The sequence below is a fragment of the Stenotrophomonas sp. 2619 genome (genome assembly GCF_040548725.1).
GTDB lineage: Bacteria > Pseudomonadota > Gammaproteobacteria > Xanthomonadales > Xanthomonadaceae > Stenotrophomonas > Stenotrophomonas maltophilia_AP.
In genome coordinates this window covers 1-16,741 of the sequence record NZ_JBEPSF010000030.1, presented here as the reverse complement: position 1 = coordinate 16,741, position 16,741 = coordinate 1, and the positions used below count along the sequence as shown (strand labels likewise).

At 62.9% G+C, this 16,741-nt stretch carries 13 protein-coding genes and 1 tRNA gene; all 14 read left to right on the top strand.

Features of this window, described 5'->3' with window-relative positions:
* The coding region (locus tag ABIA71_RS20630; RefSeq protein ID WP_502961292.1) for an EF-Tu C-terminal domain-related protein at positions 1-114 on the top strand (114 nt) is incomplete at its 5' end.
* Between the two features lie 100 nt (positions 115-214).
* A tRNA-Trp gene (locus ABIA71_RS20625) sits at positions 215-290 on the top strand.
* A gap of 44 nt (positions 291-334) precedes the next feature.
* The gene (secE, locus tag ABIA71_RS20620) at positions 335-742 is read left to right on the top strand and encodes a preprotein translocase subunit SecE (protein ID WP_128096250.1); all 408 of its coding nucleotides are present in this window, start codon (positions 335-337) and stop codon (positions 740-742) included.
* Positions 743-752: 10 nt separating this feature from the next.
* A complete protein-coding gene (gene nusG, locus ABIA71_RS20615; RefSeq protein ID WP_017356001.1) occupies positions 753-1,313 on the top strand; it encodes a transcription termination/antitermination protein NusG in 561 nt (186 codons plus the stop codon).
* Positions 1,314-1,579: 266 nt separating this feature from the next.
* A complete protein-coding gene (rplK, locus tag ABIA71_RS20610) occupies positions 1,580-2,008 on the top strand; it encodes a 50S ribosomal protein L11 (protein ID WP_019186116.1) in 429 nt (142 codons plus the stop codon).
* Positions 2,009-2,012: 4 nt separating this feature from the next.
* Positions 2,013-2,711, top strand: coding sequence for a 50S ribosomal protein L1 (gene rplA / locus ABIA71_RS20605; RefSeq protein ID WP_128096249.1), 699 nt, complete (start codon positions 2,013-2,015; stop codon positions 2,709-2,711).
* 388 nt (positions 2,712-3,099) lie between these two features.
* Positions 3,100-3,639 carry a 50S ribosomal protein L10 gene (gene rplJ / locus ABIA71_RS20600; protein ID WP_354287790.1) on the top strand — a complete coding sequence of 180 codons (540 nt, stop codon included), beginning with the start codon at positions 3,100-3,102 and terminating at the stop codon, positions 3,637-3,639.
* A 62-nt stretch (positions 3,640-3,701) separates the two neighbouring features.
* Positions 3,702-4,070 (top strand): 50S ribosomal protein L7/L12, encoded by a 369-nt coding sequence (rplL, locus tag ABIA71_RS20595; protein WP_038690307.1) that lies wholly within the window; start codon positions 3,702-3,704, stop codon positions 4,068-4,070.
* A 407-nt stretch (positions 4,071-4,477) separates the two neighbouring features.
* Positions 4,478-8,632: a DNA-directed RNA polymerase subunit beta gene (gene rpoB / locus ABIA71_RS20590; protein WP_354287788.1), complete on the top strand. Its 4,155-nt coding sequence runs from the start codon at positions 4,478-4,480 to the stop codon at positions 8,630-8,632.
* An 89-nt stretch (positions 8,633-8,721) separates the two neighbouring features.
* On the top strand, positions 8,722-12,963 hold the full coding sequence (gene rpoC / locus ABIA71_RS20585; protein ID WP_128095574.1) for a DNA-directed RNA polymerase subunit beta': 4,242 nt from the start codon (positions 8,722-8,724) through the stop codon (positions 12,961-12,963).
* Between the two features lie 337 nt (positions 12,964-13,300).
* Positions 13,301-13,675 (top strand): 30S ribosomal protein S12, encoded by a 375-nt coding sequence (gene rpsL / locus ABIA71_RS20580; protein ID WP_017356008.1) that lies wholly within the window; start codon positions 13,301-13,303, stop codon positions 13,673-13,675.
* 12 nt (positions 13,676-13,687) lie between these two features.
* A complete protein-coding gene (rpsG, locus tag ABIA71_RS20575; RefSeq protein WP_017356009.1) occupies positions 13,688-14,155 on the top strand; it encodes a 30S ribosomal protein S7 in 468 nt (155 codons plus the stop codon).
* Positions 14,156-14,293: 138 nt separating this feature from the next.
* On the top strand, positions 14,294-16,435 hold the full coding sequence (fusA, locus tag ABIA71_RS20570) for an elongation factor G (RefSeq protein WP_128095575.1): 2,142 nt from the start codon (positions 14,294-14,296) through the stop codon (positions 16,433-16,435).
* A 52-nt stretch (positions 16,436-16,487) separates the two neighbouring features.
* On the top strand, positions 16,488-16,741 hold a 254-nt coding region (locus tag ABIA71_RS20565; RefSeq protein WP_354287785.1), incomplete at its 3' end, for a GTP-binding protein.

Sequence of the window (16,741 nt, the reverse complement as noted above, 5' to 3'; positions counted from 1 at the left end):
AAGATGGTTGTCACCCTGATCAACCCGGTCGCCATGGACGAAGGCCTGCGCTTCGCGATTCGCGAAGGCGGCCGTACCGTCGGCGCCGGCGTGGTCTCCAAGATCATCGCGTAATTTCGTAATACCGGCGGTTGCATAGCTCCGCCGGTCTCGCGAATGGCGGGCCGGGAACCTCGGTCCGCCTTCGCCGTCTAAGGGAAGGCAGTTTTTCAGTACGCCAGTAGCTCAATTGGCAGAGCAGCGGTCTCCAAAACCGCAGGTTGGGGGTTCGAGTCCCTCCTGGCGTGCCACTTCTCCCTTCCAGCGGCCATGCCGCCTTAGCAGCCAGAGCCGGATGAACAGCAAGATCGAGCATTCCAAAGACAACGCCTCCACTGGAGGTGACATCGTCAAGTACGCCGCCGCAACCATTCTGGTGCTGGCGGGTCTTTTTGCTTGGTACTGGTTCGGCACCCCTGAGCATGCGTCCCAGAGTGCATGGGCCGGTCCGCTTCGCGGTCTGGCCGTTGTCGTTGGCCTGGTGGCTGGCGTTGGCGTGTTCCTGATGACCGGCAAAGGTCGCGACACGCGTGAATTCCTTTCCGAATCGCGTTTCGAACTGCGCAAGGTAGTCTGGCCGACCCGCCAGGAAGCCATCCGCATGACCTGGGTGGTGATCGTTGTAGTGATCATCCTCAGCTTGTTGCTGGGCGGATTTGATTTCCTGATTCAGAAAGCGACCCAGTGGTTCCTGGGTCGATAAGGAGAAACCAGTGAAGCGTTGGTACGTCGTTCACGCCTATTCGGGCTTCGAAAAGTCGGTTGCGCAGGCTCTGCGCGATCGCATCGTGCGTGACGAGATGCAGGAGCGCTTCGGTGATGTCCTGGTCCCGACCGAGGAAGTGGTCGAAATGCGTTCCGGCCAGAAGCGCCGTTCCGAGCGCAAGTTCTTCCCGGGTTACGTGCTGGTCCAGATCGAGACCCACGAAGAAAACGGCATTCCGCGCATCGACAACGAAAGCTGGCACCTGGTGAAGGATACTTCCAAGGTGATGGGCTTCATTGGCGGTACCGCTGACCGTCCGCTGCCGATCCGTGACGAAGAGGCTGCTGCCATCCTGGACCGCGTTCAGGAAGGTGTGGAAAAGCCGCGTCCGAAGGTGCTCTTCGAGCCGGGCCAGATGGTCCGCGTCACCGAAGGCCCGTTCAACGACTTCAACGGCGTGGTCGAGGAAGTCAACTACGAGAAGAGCCGTCTGCGCGTCTCGGTGCTGATTTTCGGTCGTGCCACCCCGGTCGAACTCGAGTTCGGCCAGGTCGAAAAGGCCGTCTGACCGCCCGTAGAGCCGGGCTCTGCCCGGCTGTACATGAAAGGCCCAGCGGGGCAGAGCCCCGCTCTACGTGCCGCCGCCTTCCCGCATTCAGACAGGCGGGCCAAAACCTGATATAGTGCGCGGCTTCCTGCCAGGAAGCTGGCAAAAGCAAGGGCCGCCGCGAGGTGGCCTTCTGCGTGAATTCAAAACGCGATGCCGGGACGCGTGATTCCCGGTCCGATGGGGAGCCTGTTGTCGTAAGGCGCTAGCACCCGGAGAGCATACTCATGGCAAAGAAAGTTGTCGGTTATATCAAGCTGCAGGTGAAGGCCGGTCAGGCCAACCCCTCGCCGCCGGTCGGTCCTGCGCTGGGTCAGCGTGGCCTGAACATCATGGAATTCTGCAAGGCCTTCAATGCCGCCACGCAGAAGCTGGAGCCGGGTCTGCCGGTGCCGGTCATCATCACGGCCTATTCGGACCGTACCTTCACCTTCATCACCAAGAGCACCCCGGCCGCCGTGCTGCTCAAGAAGGCTGCTGGCATCTCCTCGGGCTCCAAGCGCCCGAACACCGAAAAGGTGGGCAAGGTGACCCGTAAGCAGCTGGAAGAAATCGCCAAGACCAAGGAAGCCGACCTGACGGCCGCCGACCTGGACGCCGCGGTGCGCACGATTGCCGGTTCTGCCCGTTCCATGGGCCTCGTGGTGGAGGGTTAAGAAGATGGCACAGACCAAGCGTGAGAAGGCCATCAAGGCCGCCGTCGTCCCGGGTAAGGCATATGCCTTCGAGGACGCGATCAAGATCCTGAAGACCGCTACCAAGGCCAAGTTCGTCGAGTCCTTCGACGTTGCTGTGCGCCTGGGCGTGGACGCCAAGAAGTCCGACCAGCAGGTGCGCGGTTCCACCGTGCTGCCGTCCGGTACCGGCAAGAGCGTGCGCGTTGCCGTCTTCGCACCGGCCGGTGCCAAGGCTGACGAAGCCCTGGCCGCTGGCGCCGAAGCCGTTGGCATGGAAGACCTGGCCGAAAAGATGCAGGCCGGCGATCTGAACTACGACGTCGTCATCGCCACCCCGGACGCCATGCGCGTCGTGGGTAAGCTGGGCACCGTGCTCGGCCCGCGCGGCCTGATGCCGAACCCGAAGGTCGGCACCGTCTCGGCCAACCCGGGCGAAGCCGTCAAGAATGCCAAGTCGGGTCAGGTGCGTTACCGCACCGACAAGGCCGGCATCATCCACTGCACCATCGGCAAGGCCGACTTCGCTGAAGAAGCGTTGAAGCTGAACCTGCAGGCGCTGCTGCTGGACCTGATCAAGGCCAAGCCGGCCACCTCGAAGGGCACCTACCTGCAGAAGGTATCGGTCAGCTCGACGATGGGCCCGGGCGTCACCGTCGACACCTCGTCGCTGACCCTGAAGTAAGTGTTTCAAGCGGGAGTCGGGCCCAGGTCCGGCTCCCGCGATATTTGAAGGCAATCGACGTGGGGTCCGCCCTGCAACGATAGCCGTCAAAGACCGCAGGCGCGGTCAGTACATACCGGCGACGGGCAGGGATGCTCGCATTGGCAGGGAGTCGCCGCCGGCGCAGTACCGACCGCTTAATCGATTCCCCCGGGAATCACCCTGCGTAGATGGTGCCCTTCTGGAGTTTTTCTGGTTTACGCACGTCTGGGTTCTCCCAGGTTGGCCATCCAGGTCTAGAACGGCCCACCCTTGGAACATCAACCCGATGTTCCCGGCGTCCAGGACGGATGCCGCCCAGGACCGCACACGGCAGGAGCCGTAAGCGGAGTTCAATTGGAGGAGTGCAATGGCTCTCAATCTGTCCCAGAAGCAAGAAGTAGTCGCGGAGCTGGCAGAAGTCGCCGCCAAGGCTCACTCCTTGATCGCAGCCGAATACGCTGGCACCACGGTCTCCCAGATGACCGCGATGCGCAAGCAGGCACGCGAAACCGGCGTTTTCTTGAAAGTTGTCAAGAACACGCTGGCGGCACGTGCAGTGGAAGGTACCGAATACGCGTGCGCCAAAGACGCCCTCGTCGGTCCGCTGCTGTACGCGTTCTCGCTCGAGGAGCCCGGCGCAGCCGGTCGCCTGATCAAGGATTTTGCCAAGACCAACGACAAGCTGCAGGCAAAGGTCGTGGCCATCGGCGGGGAACTGTTCCCGGCTGGCCATGTTGACGTGCTGGCCTCGCTGCCGACCCGTGATCAGGCCCTGGCCATGCTGGCCCGCGTCCTGACCGAGCCGGTCACGATGTTCGCCCGCGCCATCAAGGCCATCGGCGACAAGCAGGGTGGTGGCGACGAAGCCGCTGCCGATGCTGCCGAACCGGCTGCCGAGACCGCCTGAGTCGACGTTTCCGTGGTTCCTGACGGAACCTCAACCCAGAAAATTATCCAAAGGTAATCAAAATGTCCCTTACCAACGAACAGATCGTCGACGCCATCGCCGAGAAGTCCCTGATGGAAGTGATGGAGCTGGTCAAGGCCATCGAAGAGAAGTTCGGCGTCTCCGCCGCTGCTCCGGTCGCCGCAGCTGCTGCTGCTGGCCCGGCTGCTGCCGTGGAAGAGCAGACCGAATTCGACGTCATCCTGAAGTCGGCCGGCGAGAAGAAGGTCGAAGTGATTAAGGCTGTCCGCGCCATCACCGGCCTGGGCCTGAAGGAAGCCAAGGACCTGGCTGAAGCCGGCGGCATGATCAAGGAAGGCGCTTCGAAGGACGACGCTGCCAAGTTCAAGAAGGACCTGGAAGCTGCTGGCGCGACTGTCGAAGTCAAGTAAGCAGTTCCTTGCCTCGCCATCGAATCACGGCGATGCAGCCAAGGCTGGGGGCGTAAGCCCCCGGCCTTTGGTCGTTGTTGCGACAACGGCGGTAGAGCCGACCGTTGGTCGGCTGTTCTTCAGTGGTAGAGCCGACCGTTGGTCGGCTGATCTTCAGCGGTAAAGCCAACCATTGGTCGGCTGATCTTCAGCGGTAAAGCCAACCATTGGTCGGCTGTTCCTCAGCGGTAAAGCCGACTGTCAGTCGGCTGCCACACCTTTCCGGCCGCAGGCCGGCGAGTTGGCAGTTGGAAGTAGCAGGAGAAGGCGTGCTGGTGCCGGCAATACCAGCGACTTCCAACTGACAATTTTCATGTTCCCTTCGGGTCGCGCCTGTACGGCGGCCCGCACAGCCAAGGTGAGACCCCATGACGTCATATTCGTTCACCGAAAAGAAGCGTATCCGCAAGGATTTCGGCAAGCAGCGCTCGATCCTCGAAGTGCCGTTCCTGCTTGCCATCCAGGTGGATTCCTATCGCGAATTCCTGCAGGAAAACATTGATCCGGCCAAGCGCCGTGATCTGGGCCTGCACGCCGCGCTGAAGTCGGTCTTCCCGATCGCCAGCTACAGCGGCAACGCTGCCCTGGAATACGTCGGCTACAAGCTCGGCGACCCGGTCTTCGACGAGCGCGAGTGCCGCCAGCGTGGCATGAGCTACGGCGCGCCGCTGCGCGTGACCGTGCGCCTGGTGATCTACGACCGCGAGTCGTCGACCAAGGCCATCAAGTACGTGAAGGAGCAGGAGGTCTACCTCGGCGAAATCCCGCTGATGACCGACAACGGCACCTTCATCGTCAACGGTACCGAGCGCGTCATCGTGTCGCAGCTGCACCGTTCGCCGGGCGTGTTCTTCGACCACGACCGTGGCAAGACCCACAGCTCGGGCAAGCTGCTGTACAGCGCCCGCATCATTCCGTACCGCGGCTCCTGGCTGGACTTCGAGTTCGACCCGAAGGACGCGCTGTTCACCCGTATCGATCGTCGCCGCAAGCTGCCGGTGTCGATCCTGCTGCGTGCGCTGGGTTACAGCAATGAAGAAATGCTGGCCGAGTTCTTCGAGATCAACACCTTCCACATCAACCCCGATGAAGGCGTGCAGCTCGAACTGGTCTCCGAGCGCCTGCGCGGCGAGACCCTGAACTTCGACCTGGCCGACGGCGACAAGGTCATCGTCGAAGCCGGCAAGCGCATCACCGCGCGCCACGTCAAGCAGCTGGAAGCCTCGGGCATCGCCGCCCTGGCCGTGCCGGACGATTACATCGTCGGCCGCATCCTGTCGCACGACGTGGTGGACGCCAACACCGGTGAACTGCTGGCCCAGGCCAACGACGAAATCACCGACGAACAGCTGCAGGCCTTCCGCAAGGCCGGCGTCGATGCCGTGGGCACCCTGTGGGTGAACGACCTGGATCGTGGCCCGTACCTGTCCAACACCCTGCGCATCGATCCGACCAAGACCCAGCTGGAAGCCCTGGTCGAAATCTACCGCATGATGCGTCCGGGCGAGCCGCCGACCAAGGATGCCGCGCAGAACCTGTTCCACAACCTGTTCTTCACCTTCGAGCGCTACGACCTGTCCACGGTCGGCCGCATGAAGTTCAACCGCCGTGTCGGCCGCAAGGCTGTCACCGGCGAAGCCGTGCTGTACGACCGCAAGTACTTCGGTGAGCGCAACGACGAAGAGTCCAAGCGCCTGGTCGCCGAGCACGCCGACACCTCCGACATCCTGGAAGTGATCAAGGTCCTGACCGAGATCCGCAATGGTCGCGGCGTGGTCGATGACATCGATCACCTGGGCAACCGTCGCGTGCGTTCGGTCGGTGAAATGGCCGAGAACGTGTTCCGCGTGGGCCTGGTCCGCGTCGAGCGCGCGGTCAAGGAGCGCCTGTCGATGGCCGAATCCGAAGGCCTGACCCCGCAGGAGCTGATCAACGCCAAGCCGGTCGCCGCTGCCATCAAGGAGTTCTTCGGCTCCTCGCAGCTGTCCCAGTTCATGGATCAGAACAACCCGCTGTCGGAAGTGACGCACAAGCGTCGCGTCTCGGCCCTGGGCCCGGGCGGTCTGACCCGCGAACGCGCCGGCTTCGAAGTGCGCGACGTCCATCCGACCCATTACGGCCGCGTCTGCACCATCGAAACGCCGGAAGGCCCGAACATCGGCCTGATCAACTCGCTGGCCGTGTACGCCCGCACCAACCAGTACGGCTTCCTGGAAACCCCGTACCGCAAGGTTGCCGACGGCAAGGTCTCCGACGAGATCGAGTTCCTGTCGGCCATTGAAGAAAACGAGTACGTCATCGCCCAGGCCAACGCCCTGACCGATGCCAAGAGCATGCTCACCGAGCAGTTCGTGCCGTGCCGTTTCCAGGGTGAGTCGCTGCTGAAGCCGCCGGCGGAAGTCCACTTCATGGACGTCTCGCCGATGCAGACCGTGTCGATCGCTGCCGCGCTGGTTCCGTTCCTGGAGCACGATGACGCAAACCGTGCACTGATGGGCGCCAACATGCAGCGCCAGGCCGTGCCGACCCTGCGTGCGCAGAAGCCGCTGGTGGGTACCGGTATCGAACGCGCCGTGGCCCGTGACTCGGGTGTGACCGTGAATGCCCGTCGTGGTGGCGAGATCGTGCAGATCGACGCCGGCCGCATCGTGGTCAAGGTCAACGAAGTGGAGATCACCGACGCGACCGACGCCGGCGTGGATATCTACAACCTGATCAAGTACACCCGCTCCAACCAGAACACCTGCATCAACCAGCGTCCGCTGGTGGAAGTGGGCAACGTGGTGGCGCGTGGCGACGTGCTGGCTGACGGTCCGTCCACCGACATCGGCGAACTGGCCCTGGGCCAGAACATGCTGATCGCCTTCATGCCGTGGAACGGCTATAACTTCGAAGACTCCATCCTGCTCTCCGAGCGCGTGGTGGAAGAGGATCGTTACACCACGATCCACATCGAAGAACTGACCTGCGTTGCGCGTGACACCAAGCTGGGGCCGGAGGAAATTTCCGCCGACATCCCGAACGTGTCCGAGCAGGCGCTGAACCGTCTGGACGAGTCGGGCGTGGTGTACATCGGCGCCGAAGTGCGTGCCGGCGACATCATGGTCGGCAAGGTCACCCCGAAGGGCGAAAGCCAGCTGACCCCGGAAGAGAAGCTGCTCCGCGCGATCTTCGGCGAGAAGGCCTCGGACGTGAAGGACAGCTCGCTGCGCGTGCCGCCGGGCATGGACGGCACCGTCATCGACGTGCAGGTCTTCACCCGCGACGGTATCGAGAAGGACAAGCGCGCCCGTCAGATCGAAGAGTCTGAAATCAAGCGCGTCAAGAAGGACTTCGACGACCAGTTCCGCATCCTGGAAGGTGCCATCTACGCCCGTCTGCGCTCGCAGATCGTCGGCAAGGTGGTCAACGGTGGTGCCAACCTGAAGAAGGGCGACACCGTCACCGACGCGTACCTGGACGGCCTGAAGAAGGCTGACTGGTTCGTGCTGCGCATGAAGGACGACGACGCTTCCGAAGCCATCGAACGCGCCCAGAAGCAGATCCAGGCGCACGAGAAGGAATTCGAGCGTCGCTTCGCCGACAAGCGCGGCAAGATCACCGCCGGTGACGACCTCGCCCCGGGCGTGCTGAAGATGGTCAAGGTGTTCCTGGCCGTGAAGCGCCGCATCCAGCCGGGTGACAAGATGGCCGGCCGCCACGGCAACAAGGGTGTGGTCTCCAACGTGGTGCCGGTCGAGGACATGCCGTACATGGCCTCGGGCGAAACCGTGGACATCGTGCTGAACCCGCTGGGCGTGCCGTCGCGTATGAACATCGGCCAGATTCTGGAAGTGCATCTGGGCTGGGCCGCCAAGGGCCTGGGTCGCAAGATCCAGGGCATGCTGGAAGCCCAGGCCGCGATCAACGACCTGCGCAAGTTCCTGGACGACGTCTACAACCACGACAAGACCCAGCACGCCAACCACGTCGACCTGACCCAGTTCAGCGACGAGGAGCTGCTGCGCCTGGCCGCCAACCTGACCGACGGCGTGCCGATGGCTACCCCGGTGTTCGACGGTGCCACCGAAGCCGAGATCAAGCACATGCTTGCCCTGGCCGACCTGCCGCTGAGCGGCCAGACCCAGCTGTATGACGGCCGCACCGGTGAGGCATTCGATCGCCACACCACCGTGGGCTACATGCACTACCTGAAGCTGAACCACCTGGTCGACGACAAGATGCACGCCCGTTCGACCGGCCCGTACTCGCTCGTTACCCAGCAGCCGCTGGGCGGCAAGGCGCAGTTCGGTGGCCAGCGCTTCGGTGAAATGGAAGTCTGGGCGCTGGAAGCCTACGGCGCGGCCTACACCCTGCAGGAAATGCTGACGGTGAAGTCCGATGACGTGCAGGGCCGCAACCAGATGTACAAGAACATCGTCGACGGTGAGCACGAGATGGTCGCGGGCATGCCGGAATCCTTCAACGTTCTCGTGAAGGAAATCCGCTCGCTGGCCATCAACATGGAACTGGAAGACAACTGATGGCGCAGGCGCGGCTGCCCCGGCAGCCGCGCCACCCGTTCGTTCGCTGACAGCCCATCGACAAGATTTCCTCCTTTCGGAGAAACACCATGAAAGACTTGCTGAACCTCTTCAACCAGCAGCGCCAGACGCTGGACTTCGACGCGATCAAGATCGCGCTGGCCTCGCCGGACCTGATCCGTTCGTGGTCCTTCGGCGAAGTGAAGAAGCCGGAAACCATCAACTACCGTACCTTCAAGCCGGAGCGTGACGGCCTGTTCTGCGCCGCCATCTTCGGGCCGGTCAAGGACTACGAGTGCCTGTGCGGCAAGTACAAGCGCATGAAGCACCGCGGCGTGGTCTGCGAAAAGTGCGGCACCGAAGTCACCCTGGCCAAGGTGCGCCGCGAGCGCATGGGCCACATCGACCTGGCCTCGCCGGTCGCGCACATCTGGTTCCTCAAGTCGCTGCCGTCGCGCATCGGCCTGATGCTGGACATGACCCTGCGTGACATCGAGCGCGTGCTGTACTTCGAAGCCTACGTGGTGACCGAGCCGGGCCTGACCGCCCTGGAGCGCCGCCAGCTGCTGACCGAAGAACAGTACCTGCAGGCCCGCCAGGAGCACGGCGACGACTTCGACGCCGCCATGGGCGCCGAGGCCGTGTACGAGCTGCTGCGCACCATCGACCTGCAGTCGGAAATGACCCGCCTGCGCGAGGAAATCTCCAGCACCGGTTCGGAAACCAAGCTCAAGCGCCTCACCAAGCGCATCAAGCTGGTCGAAGCCTTCCTCGAGTCGGGCAACCGTCCGGAGTGGATGGTCATGACCGTGCTGCCGGTGCTGCCGCCGGACCTGCGTCCGCTGGTGCCGCTGGACGGTGGCCGCTTCGCGACCTCCGACCTGAACGACCTGTACCGCCGCGTCATCAACCGCAACAACCGCCTGCGCCGCCTGCTCGAGCTGAACGCGCCGGACATCATCGTGCGCAATGAAAAGCGCATGCTGCAGGAATCGGTCGATGCGCTGCTGGACAACGGCCGTCGCGGCCGTGCCATCACCGGCACCAACAAGCGCCCGCTGAAGTCGCTGGCCGACATGATCAAGGGCAAGCAGGGTCGCTTCCGTCAGAACCTGCTGGGCAAGCGCGTCGACTACTCGGGCCGTTCGGTCATCGTGGTCGGTCCGTACCTGCGCCTGCACCAGTGCGGCCTGCCGAAGAAGATGGCGCTTGAGCTGTTCAAGCCGTTCGTCTTCGCCAAGCTGCAGCGTCGTGGCCTGGCCACCACCATCAAGGCCGCCAAGAAGCTGGTCGAGCGCGAAGAAGCCGAAGTCTGGGACATCCTGGAAGAGGTCATCCGCGAACATCCGGTGATGCTGAACCGTGCGCCGACCCTGCACCGTCTGGGCATCCAGGCGTTCGAGCCGGTGCTGATCGAAGGCAAGGCCATCCAGCTGCACCCGCTGGTCTGCACCGCGTTCAACGCCGACTTCGACGGTGACCAGATGGCCGTCCACGTGCCGCTCTCGCTGGAAGCCCAGCTGGAAGCGCGTGCGCTGATGATGTCCACCAACAACATCCTGTCGCCGGCCAACGGCGAGCCGATCATCGTGCCGTCGCAGGACGTCGTGCTGGGTCTGTACTACATGACCCGCTCGCTGGAAAACAAGAAGGGCGAGGGCATGGCCTTCGCCAACATCGCCGAAGTCAAGCGCGCCTACGACAACCGCGTGGTGGAACTGCACGCACGCGTCAAGGTCCGCATCACCGAAGTGGTGACCGACGAAGACGGCAACAAGCAGAACAAGACCTCGATCGTGGACACCACGATCGGTCGCGCCCTGCTGGCTGAAATCCTGCCGGAAGGCCTGCCGTTCGCGCTGGCCAACACCGAGCTGACCAAGAAGAACATCAGCCGCCTGATCAACTCCAGCTACCGCCAGCTGGGCTTGAAGGACACGGTCGTGTTCGCCGACAAGCTGATGTACACCGGCTTTGCCTACGCAACCCGCGCCGGCGTGTCGATCGGTATCGACGACATGCTGATCCCGGACGAGAAGAAGGGCATCCTCACCGAGGCCGAAGCCGAAGTGCTGGAAATCCAGGAGCAGTACCAGTCGGGTCTGGTCACCGCCGGCGAGCGCTACAACAAGGTGGTCGACATCTGGTCGCGCACCAATGAGCGCATCGCCAAGGCGATGATGGACACCATCGGTACCGAGAAGGTCATCAATGCCAAGGGCGAGACCATCGACCAGAAGTCGATGAACTCCCTGTACATCATGGCCGACTCCGGTGCGCGTGGTTCCCAGGCACAGATCCGCCAGCTGGCCGGTATGCGTGGCCTGATGGCGCGTCCGGATGGCTCGATCATCGAAACGCCCATCAAGGCGAACTTCCGTGAAGGCCTGAACGTACAGGAATACTTCAACTCCACCCACGGTGCCCGTAAGGGTCTGGCCGATACCGCGCTGAAGACCGCCAACTCGGGTTACCTGACCCGTCGTCTGGTGGACGTGGCGCAGGACGTGGTCATCACCGAAGTGGATTGCGGTACCACCGAAGGCCTGACCATGACCCCGATCGTGGAAGGCGGCGACGTCGTGGAGCCGTTGAAGGACCGCGTGCTGGGTCGTGTCGTGGCCGAGGACGTGTTCCTGCCGGGCAACGACGAAGATCCGATCGTGACCCGCAACACGCTGCTGGACGAAGCGTGGGTGGCCAAGCTTGAAGATGCCAGCGTGCAGTCGGTGAAGGTCCGTTCGACCATCTCCTGCGCCTCGGCCTTCGGCGTGTGCGCCCATTGCTACGGCCGCGATCTGGCCCGTGGCCACATCGTCAACATCGGCGAAGCGGTCGGCGTCATCGCCGCCCAGTCGATCGGTGAGCCGGGTACCCAGCTGACCATGCGTACGTTCCACATCGGTGGTGCGGCATCGCGTGCGGCTGCGGTGGACAACATCACCGTCAAGACCACCGGTTCGGTCAAGTTCAACAACCTCAAGTCGGTGGCGCATGCCAGCGGTTCGCTGGTGGCGGTCTCGCGCTCGGGTGAAATCTCGGTGCTCGACGCTCACGGCCGTGAGCGTGAGCGCTACAAGCTGCCCTACGGTGCCACCATCACCTCCAAGGACGCCGACTCGGTCAAGGCTGGCCAGACCGTGGCGAACTGGGATCCGCATAACCACCCGATCGTGTCCGAAGTGGCCGGTTTCATCCGCTTCATCGACTTCATCGACGGCGTCACCGTCATCGAGAAGACCGACGAACTGACCGGCTTGGCGTCGCGTGAAATCACCGACCCGAAGCGTCGTGGCTCGCAGGCCAAGGACCTCCGTCCGATCGTGCGTATCGTGGATGCCAAGGGCAATGACCTGACCATCCCGAACACCGATCTGCCGGCCCAGTACCTGCTGCCGCCGCGCTCCATCGTCAACCTGCAGGACGGCGCCGCCGTCGGCGTGGGTGACGTGGTCGCCAAGATCCCGCAGGAAGCGTCCAAGACCCGTGACATCACCGGTGGTCTGCCGCGCGTGGCCGACTTGTTCGAAGCACGCAAGCCGAAGGATCCGGCGATCCTGGCCGAGCGTTCGGGCATCATCAGCTTCGGTAAGGACACCAAGGGCAAGCAGCGCCTGATCATCAAGGACACCGATGGTTCGGAACACGAAGAGCTGATCCCGAAGTACCGTCAGGTGATCGTGTTCGAAGGTGAACACGTGACCAAGGGCGAAACCATCGTGGACGGCGAGCCGAGCCCGCAGGACATCCTGCGTCTGCTGGGTGTCGAGCCGCTGGCCGCCTACCTGGTCAAGGAAATCCAGGACGTGTACCGCCTGCAGGGCGTGAAGATCAACGACAAGCACATTGAAGTGATCACCCGCCAGATGCTGCGCAAGGTCGAAATCACCGACCAGGGCAGCAGCAAGTTCCTGAATGGCGAGCAGGCCGAGCGCCAGCGCGTCATCGAGGAAAATGCACGCCTGACCACCCGCAACGAGCTGATTGCCCGTTTCGATCCGGTCCTGCTGGGTATCACCAAGGCGTCGCTGGCCACCGAATCGTTCATCTCGGCGGCCTCCTTCCAGGAAACCACCCGCGTGTTGACCGAGGCGGCCGTCCGCGGCACCAAGGACAACCTGCGCGGCCTGAAGGAAAACGTCATCGTCGGCCGCCTGATCCCGGCCGGTACCGGTCTGTCGTACCACGCCAACCGCCGCCGCAACGCGAGCGGGCTGACCGATTCGGAAATGCAGACCCTGGCCGGCACCCCGGTCGCGGCCGCACCGGTCGTCGTGGCCGCCCCGGAAGTGGCGGTCGAATCGACCGACACCGAGCAGGCGGAAGACTGATTGACAGGTCCGGCCCTGGCCGGACCGAAGGGTAGGGCCTGGCCATTGGCCGGGCCACACCGCTCGGACGCCGCCGGCCACTGGTCGGATGGCTGCCGATGAGGTAGGATGCCGGCCCGGTCTGTCAAAGGACCGGGTTGACAACCTGAACGGGGGGCATGGAGAAGGCTCCCCTGTAACGGCCCGGGATCAGGGCTGGCTTGGCGCGTGCGCATTTGACTGCGTTTTCGCCAGGTTGCTACAATCGTCTGTCTCAGCAGGCCGGTTTCTTGCCTGCTCGCACATATCCGCATTCATGGCCGGTTTTTTCACTGGCCTCTCTCAGAAGAACATACTGATGGCGACGATCAATCAGCTTGTCCGCAAGCCGCGGCAGGCAACCACTTATAAGAGTGCCTCCCCGGCCCTCGATAAGTGCCCCCAGCGCCGTGGCGTCTGCACGCGCGTGTACACCACCACTCCGAAGAAGCCGAACTCGGCGCTTCGCAAGGTTGCCAAGGTTCGCCTGACCAACCAGGAAGAAGTGATTAGCTACATCGGCGGCGAAGGCCACAACCTGCAGGAGCACTCCGTGGTCCTGATCCGTGGCGGTCGCGTCAAGGATCTGCCGGGTGTGCGTTACCACACCGTGCGTGGCTCGCTGGACGCCTCCGGCGTTGCCAAGCGTCGCCAGGGCCGTTCCAAGTACGGCGCCAAGCGTCCGAAGAGCTAAGGGAAAGTACACATGTCTCGTAAAGGTAATACGCCGCAGCGCTCTGTCCTGCCGGATCCGAAGCACGGAAGTGAAACCATCGCACGCTTCATCAACATGGTGATGCTGAGCGGCAAGAAGTCGGTCGCTGAAAAGATCGTCTACGGTGCCATGGACGTGATCGGCGAAAAGAACCCGAACTCCGTCGAGCTGGTGCAGAAGGCTCTGGACAACGTGGCTCCGTCGGTCGAAGTCAAGTCCCGCCGCGTCGGTGGTGCCACCTACCAGGTGCCCGTCGAAGTGCGTTCGTCGCGCAAGATGGCCCTGGCCATGCGTTGGCTGATCGACTCGGCTCGCAAGCGTGGTGAAAACACCATGCCGAAGAAGCTGGCTGCCGAACTGCTGGACGCCTCGGAAAACCGTGGCGGCGCCATCAAGAAGCGCGAAGAAACCCACCGCATGGCCGAAGCCAACAAGGCATTCGCCCACTACCGCTGGTGAGTTTGACGGCCTTGCAAAACAGGCAGAGCGGCACTACGTACTAGTGCCGCTTCGCGGCACCTGGGGTGCCGCGCCAATCCGAAGGCCGCCGAAAGGCGGCGTTCGGCCATCCGAATTCCAAGAAATTGAGAGGCTCCCGTGGCCCGCAACACTCCCATCGAGCGTTACCGCAACTTCGGCATCATGGCTCACATCGATGCCGGCAAGACCACCACGTCCGAGCGCATCCTGTTCTACACCGGCAAGAGCCACAAGATCGGTGAAGTGCACGACGGCGCTGCCACCATGGACTGGATGGAGCAGGAGCAGGAGCGTGGCATCACGATCCAGTCCGCTGCGACCACCGCGTTCTGGAAGGGCATGGACAAGTCCCTGCCGGAGCACCGTTTCAACATCATCGACACCCCCGGACACGTCGACTTCACCATCGAAGTAGAGCGCTCGCTGCGCGTGCTCGACGGTGCGGTGTTCGTGCTGTGCGCCGTCGGTGGCGTGCAGCCGCAGTCGGAAACCGTGTGGCGCCAGGCCAACCGGTACAAGGTGCCGCGCATTGCGTTCGTCAACAAGATGGACCGCACCGGCGCGAACTTCACCAAGGTCGTTGGCCAGTTGAAGGCCAAGCTGGGCGCCACCGCCGTGCCGATGCAGCTGCCGATCGGCGCTGAAGAAGGCTTCAAGGGCGTGGTCGACCTGATCAAGATGAAAGCCATCCATTGGGATGAAGCCTCGCAGGGCATGAAGTTCGAGTACCTGGACATCCCGGCCGACATGCAGGCGGAGGCCGAAGAGGCCCGCACCTACATGATCGAAGCTGCGGCTGAAGCCAGCGAAGAGCTGATGGAAAAGTACCTGGGCGGCGAAGAGCTGACCGAGGCCGAAATCGTCGAAGCCCTGCGCGTGCGCACCCTGGCCACCGACATCGTGCCGATGTACTGCGGCTCGGCGTTCAAGAACAAGGGCGTGCAGGCCATGCTGGACGGCGTGGTGCAGCTGCTGCCGTCGCCGATCGACGTGCCGGACGTGACCGGTACCGACGTCGACGATGAAACCATCGCGCTGAGCCGCAAGTCCGACGACAAGGCTCCGTTCTCGGCCCTGGCGTTCAAGATCATCACCGACCCGTTCGTGGGCGCGCTGACCTTCTTCCGTGTCTACTCGGGCACGCTGAACGCCGGCGACCAGCTGCTGAACTCGGTGAAGGGCAAGAAGGAGCGCATCGGCCGCATCCTGCAGATGCACTCCAACGATCGTGAAGAAATCAAGGAAGTGCTGGCCGGTGACATCGCCGCGGCCGTGGGCCTGAAGGACACGACCACCGGTGACACCCTGTGCTCGCAGGACCACCCGATCATCCTGGAGCGCATGGTGTTCCCGGAGCCGGTCATCTCGATGGCCGTCGAACCGAAGACCAAGTCCGATCAGGAAAAGATGGGTCTGGCGCTGGGCCGTCTGGCTCAGGAAGATCCGTCGTTCCGCGTCAAGACCGACGAAGAATCCGGCCAGACCATCATCTCGGGCATGGGCGAGCTGCACCTGGACATCATCGTTGACCGCATGAAGCGCGAGTTCAACGTGGAAGCCAACGTCGGCAAGCCGCAGGTTGCGTACCGCGAAACCATCCAGATGGCTGACGTGAAGTCGGACTACAAGCACGCCAAGCAGTCCGGTGGTAAGGGTCAGTACGGTCACGTCGTGATCGAGCTGTCGCCGATCACCGCTGAAGACCGTGCCGATCCGAAGATTGCTCCGGCGATCAAGGATGACTTCCTGTTCATCAACGACATCACCGGTGGCGTGATTCCGAAGGAATTCATTCCGTCGATCGAAAAGGGCCTGCGCGAAACCATCACCAGCGGTCCGCTGGCGGGCTTCCCGGTCGTGGACGTCAAGGTGAAGCTGGTGTTCGGCTCGTACCATGACGTCGACTCCTCGGAAATGGCGTTCAAGCTCGCGTCCTCGATGGCCTTCAAGCAGGGCTTCCAGAAGGCCAAGCCGGTCCTGCTGGAGCCGATCATGAAGGTCGAGATCGTGACCCCGGAGGATTACCAGGGTGACGTGATGGGCGACGTCAGCCGCCGTCGTGGCGTGCTGCAGGGTTCGAGCACCACCGGTGACGGTTCGGCCAGCATCATCAACGCGATGATCCCGCTGGGTGAAATGTTCGGTTACGCCACCTCGCTGCGTTCGCAGACCCAGGGTCGCGCGACGTTCACGATGGAATTCGACCACTACGAGCCGGCGCCGAACAACATCGCCGAATCCGTGATCAAGAAGGCCTGAGCGTAAGCTCAGGTCTCAACCTCTTTCTTTCTGACATTCAAGGGCTACAACAATGGCAAAGGGTAAGTTCGAGCGCACCAAGCCGCACGTCAACGTCGGCACCATCGGTCACGTCGATCACGGCAAGACCACGCTGACCGCCGCACTGACCAAGATCGGTGCCGAGCGCTTCGGTGGCGAATTCAAGGATTACTCGGCGATCGACGCCGCCCCGGAAGAGAAGGCCCGTGGCATCACGATCTCGACCGCGCACGTCGAATACGAATCCACCGAGCGTCATTACGCCCACGTGGATTGCCCGGGCCA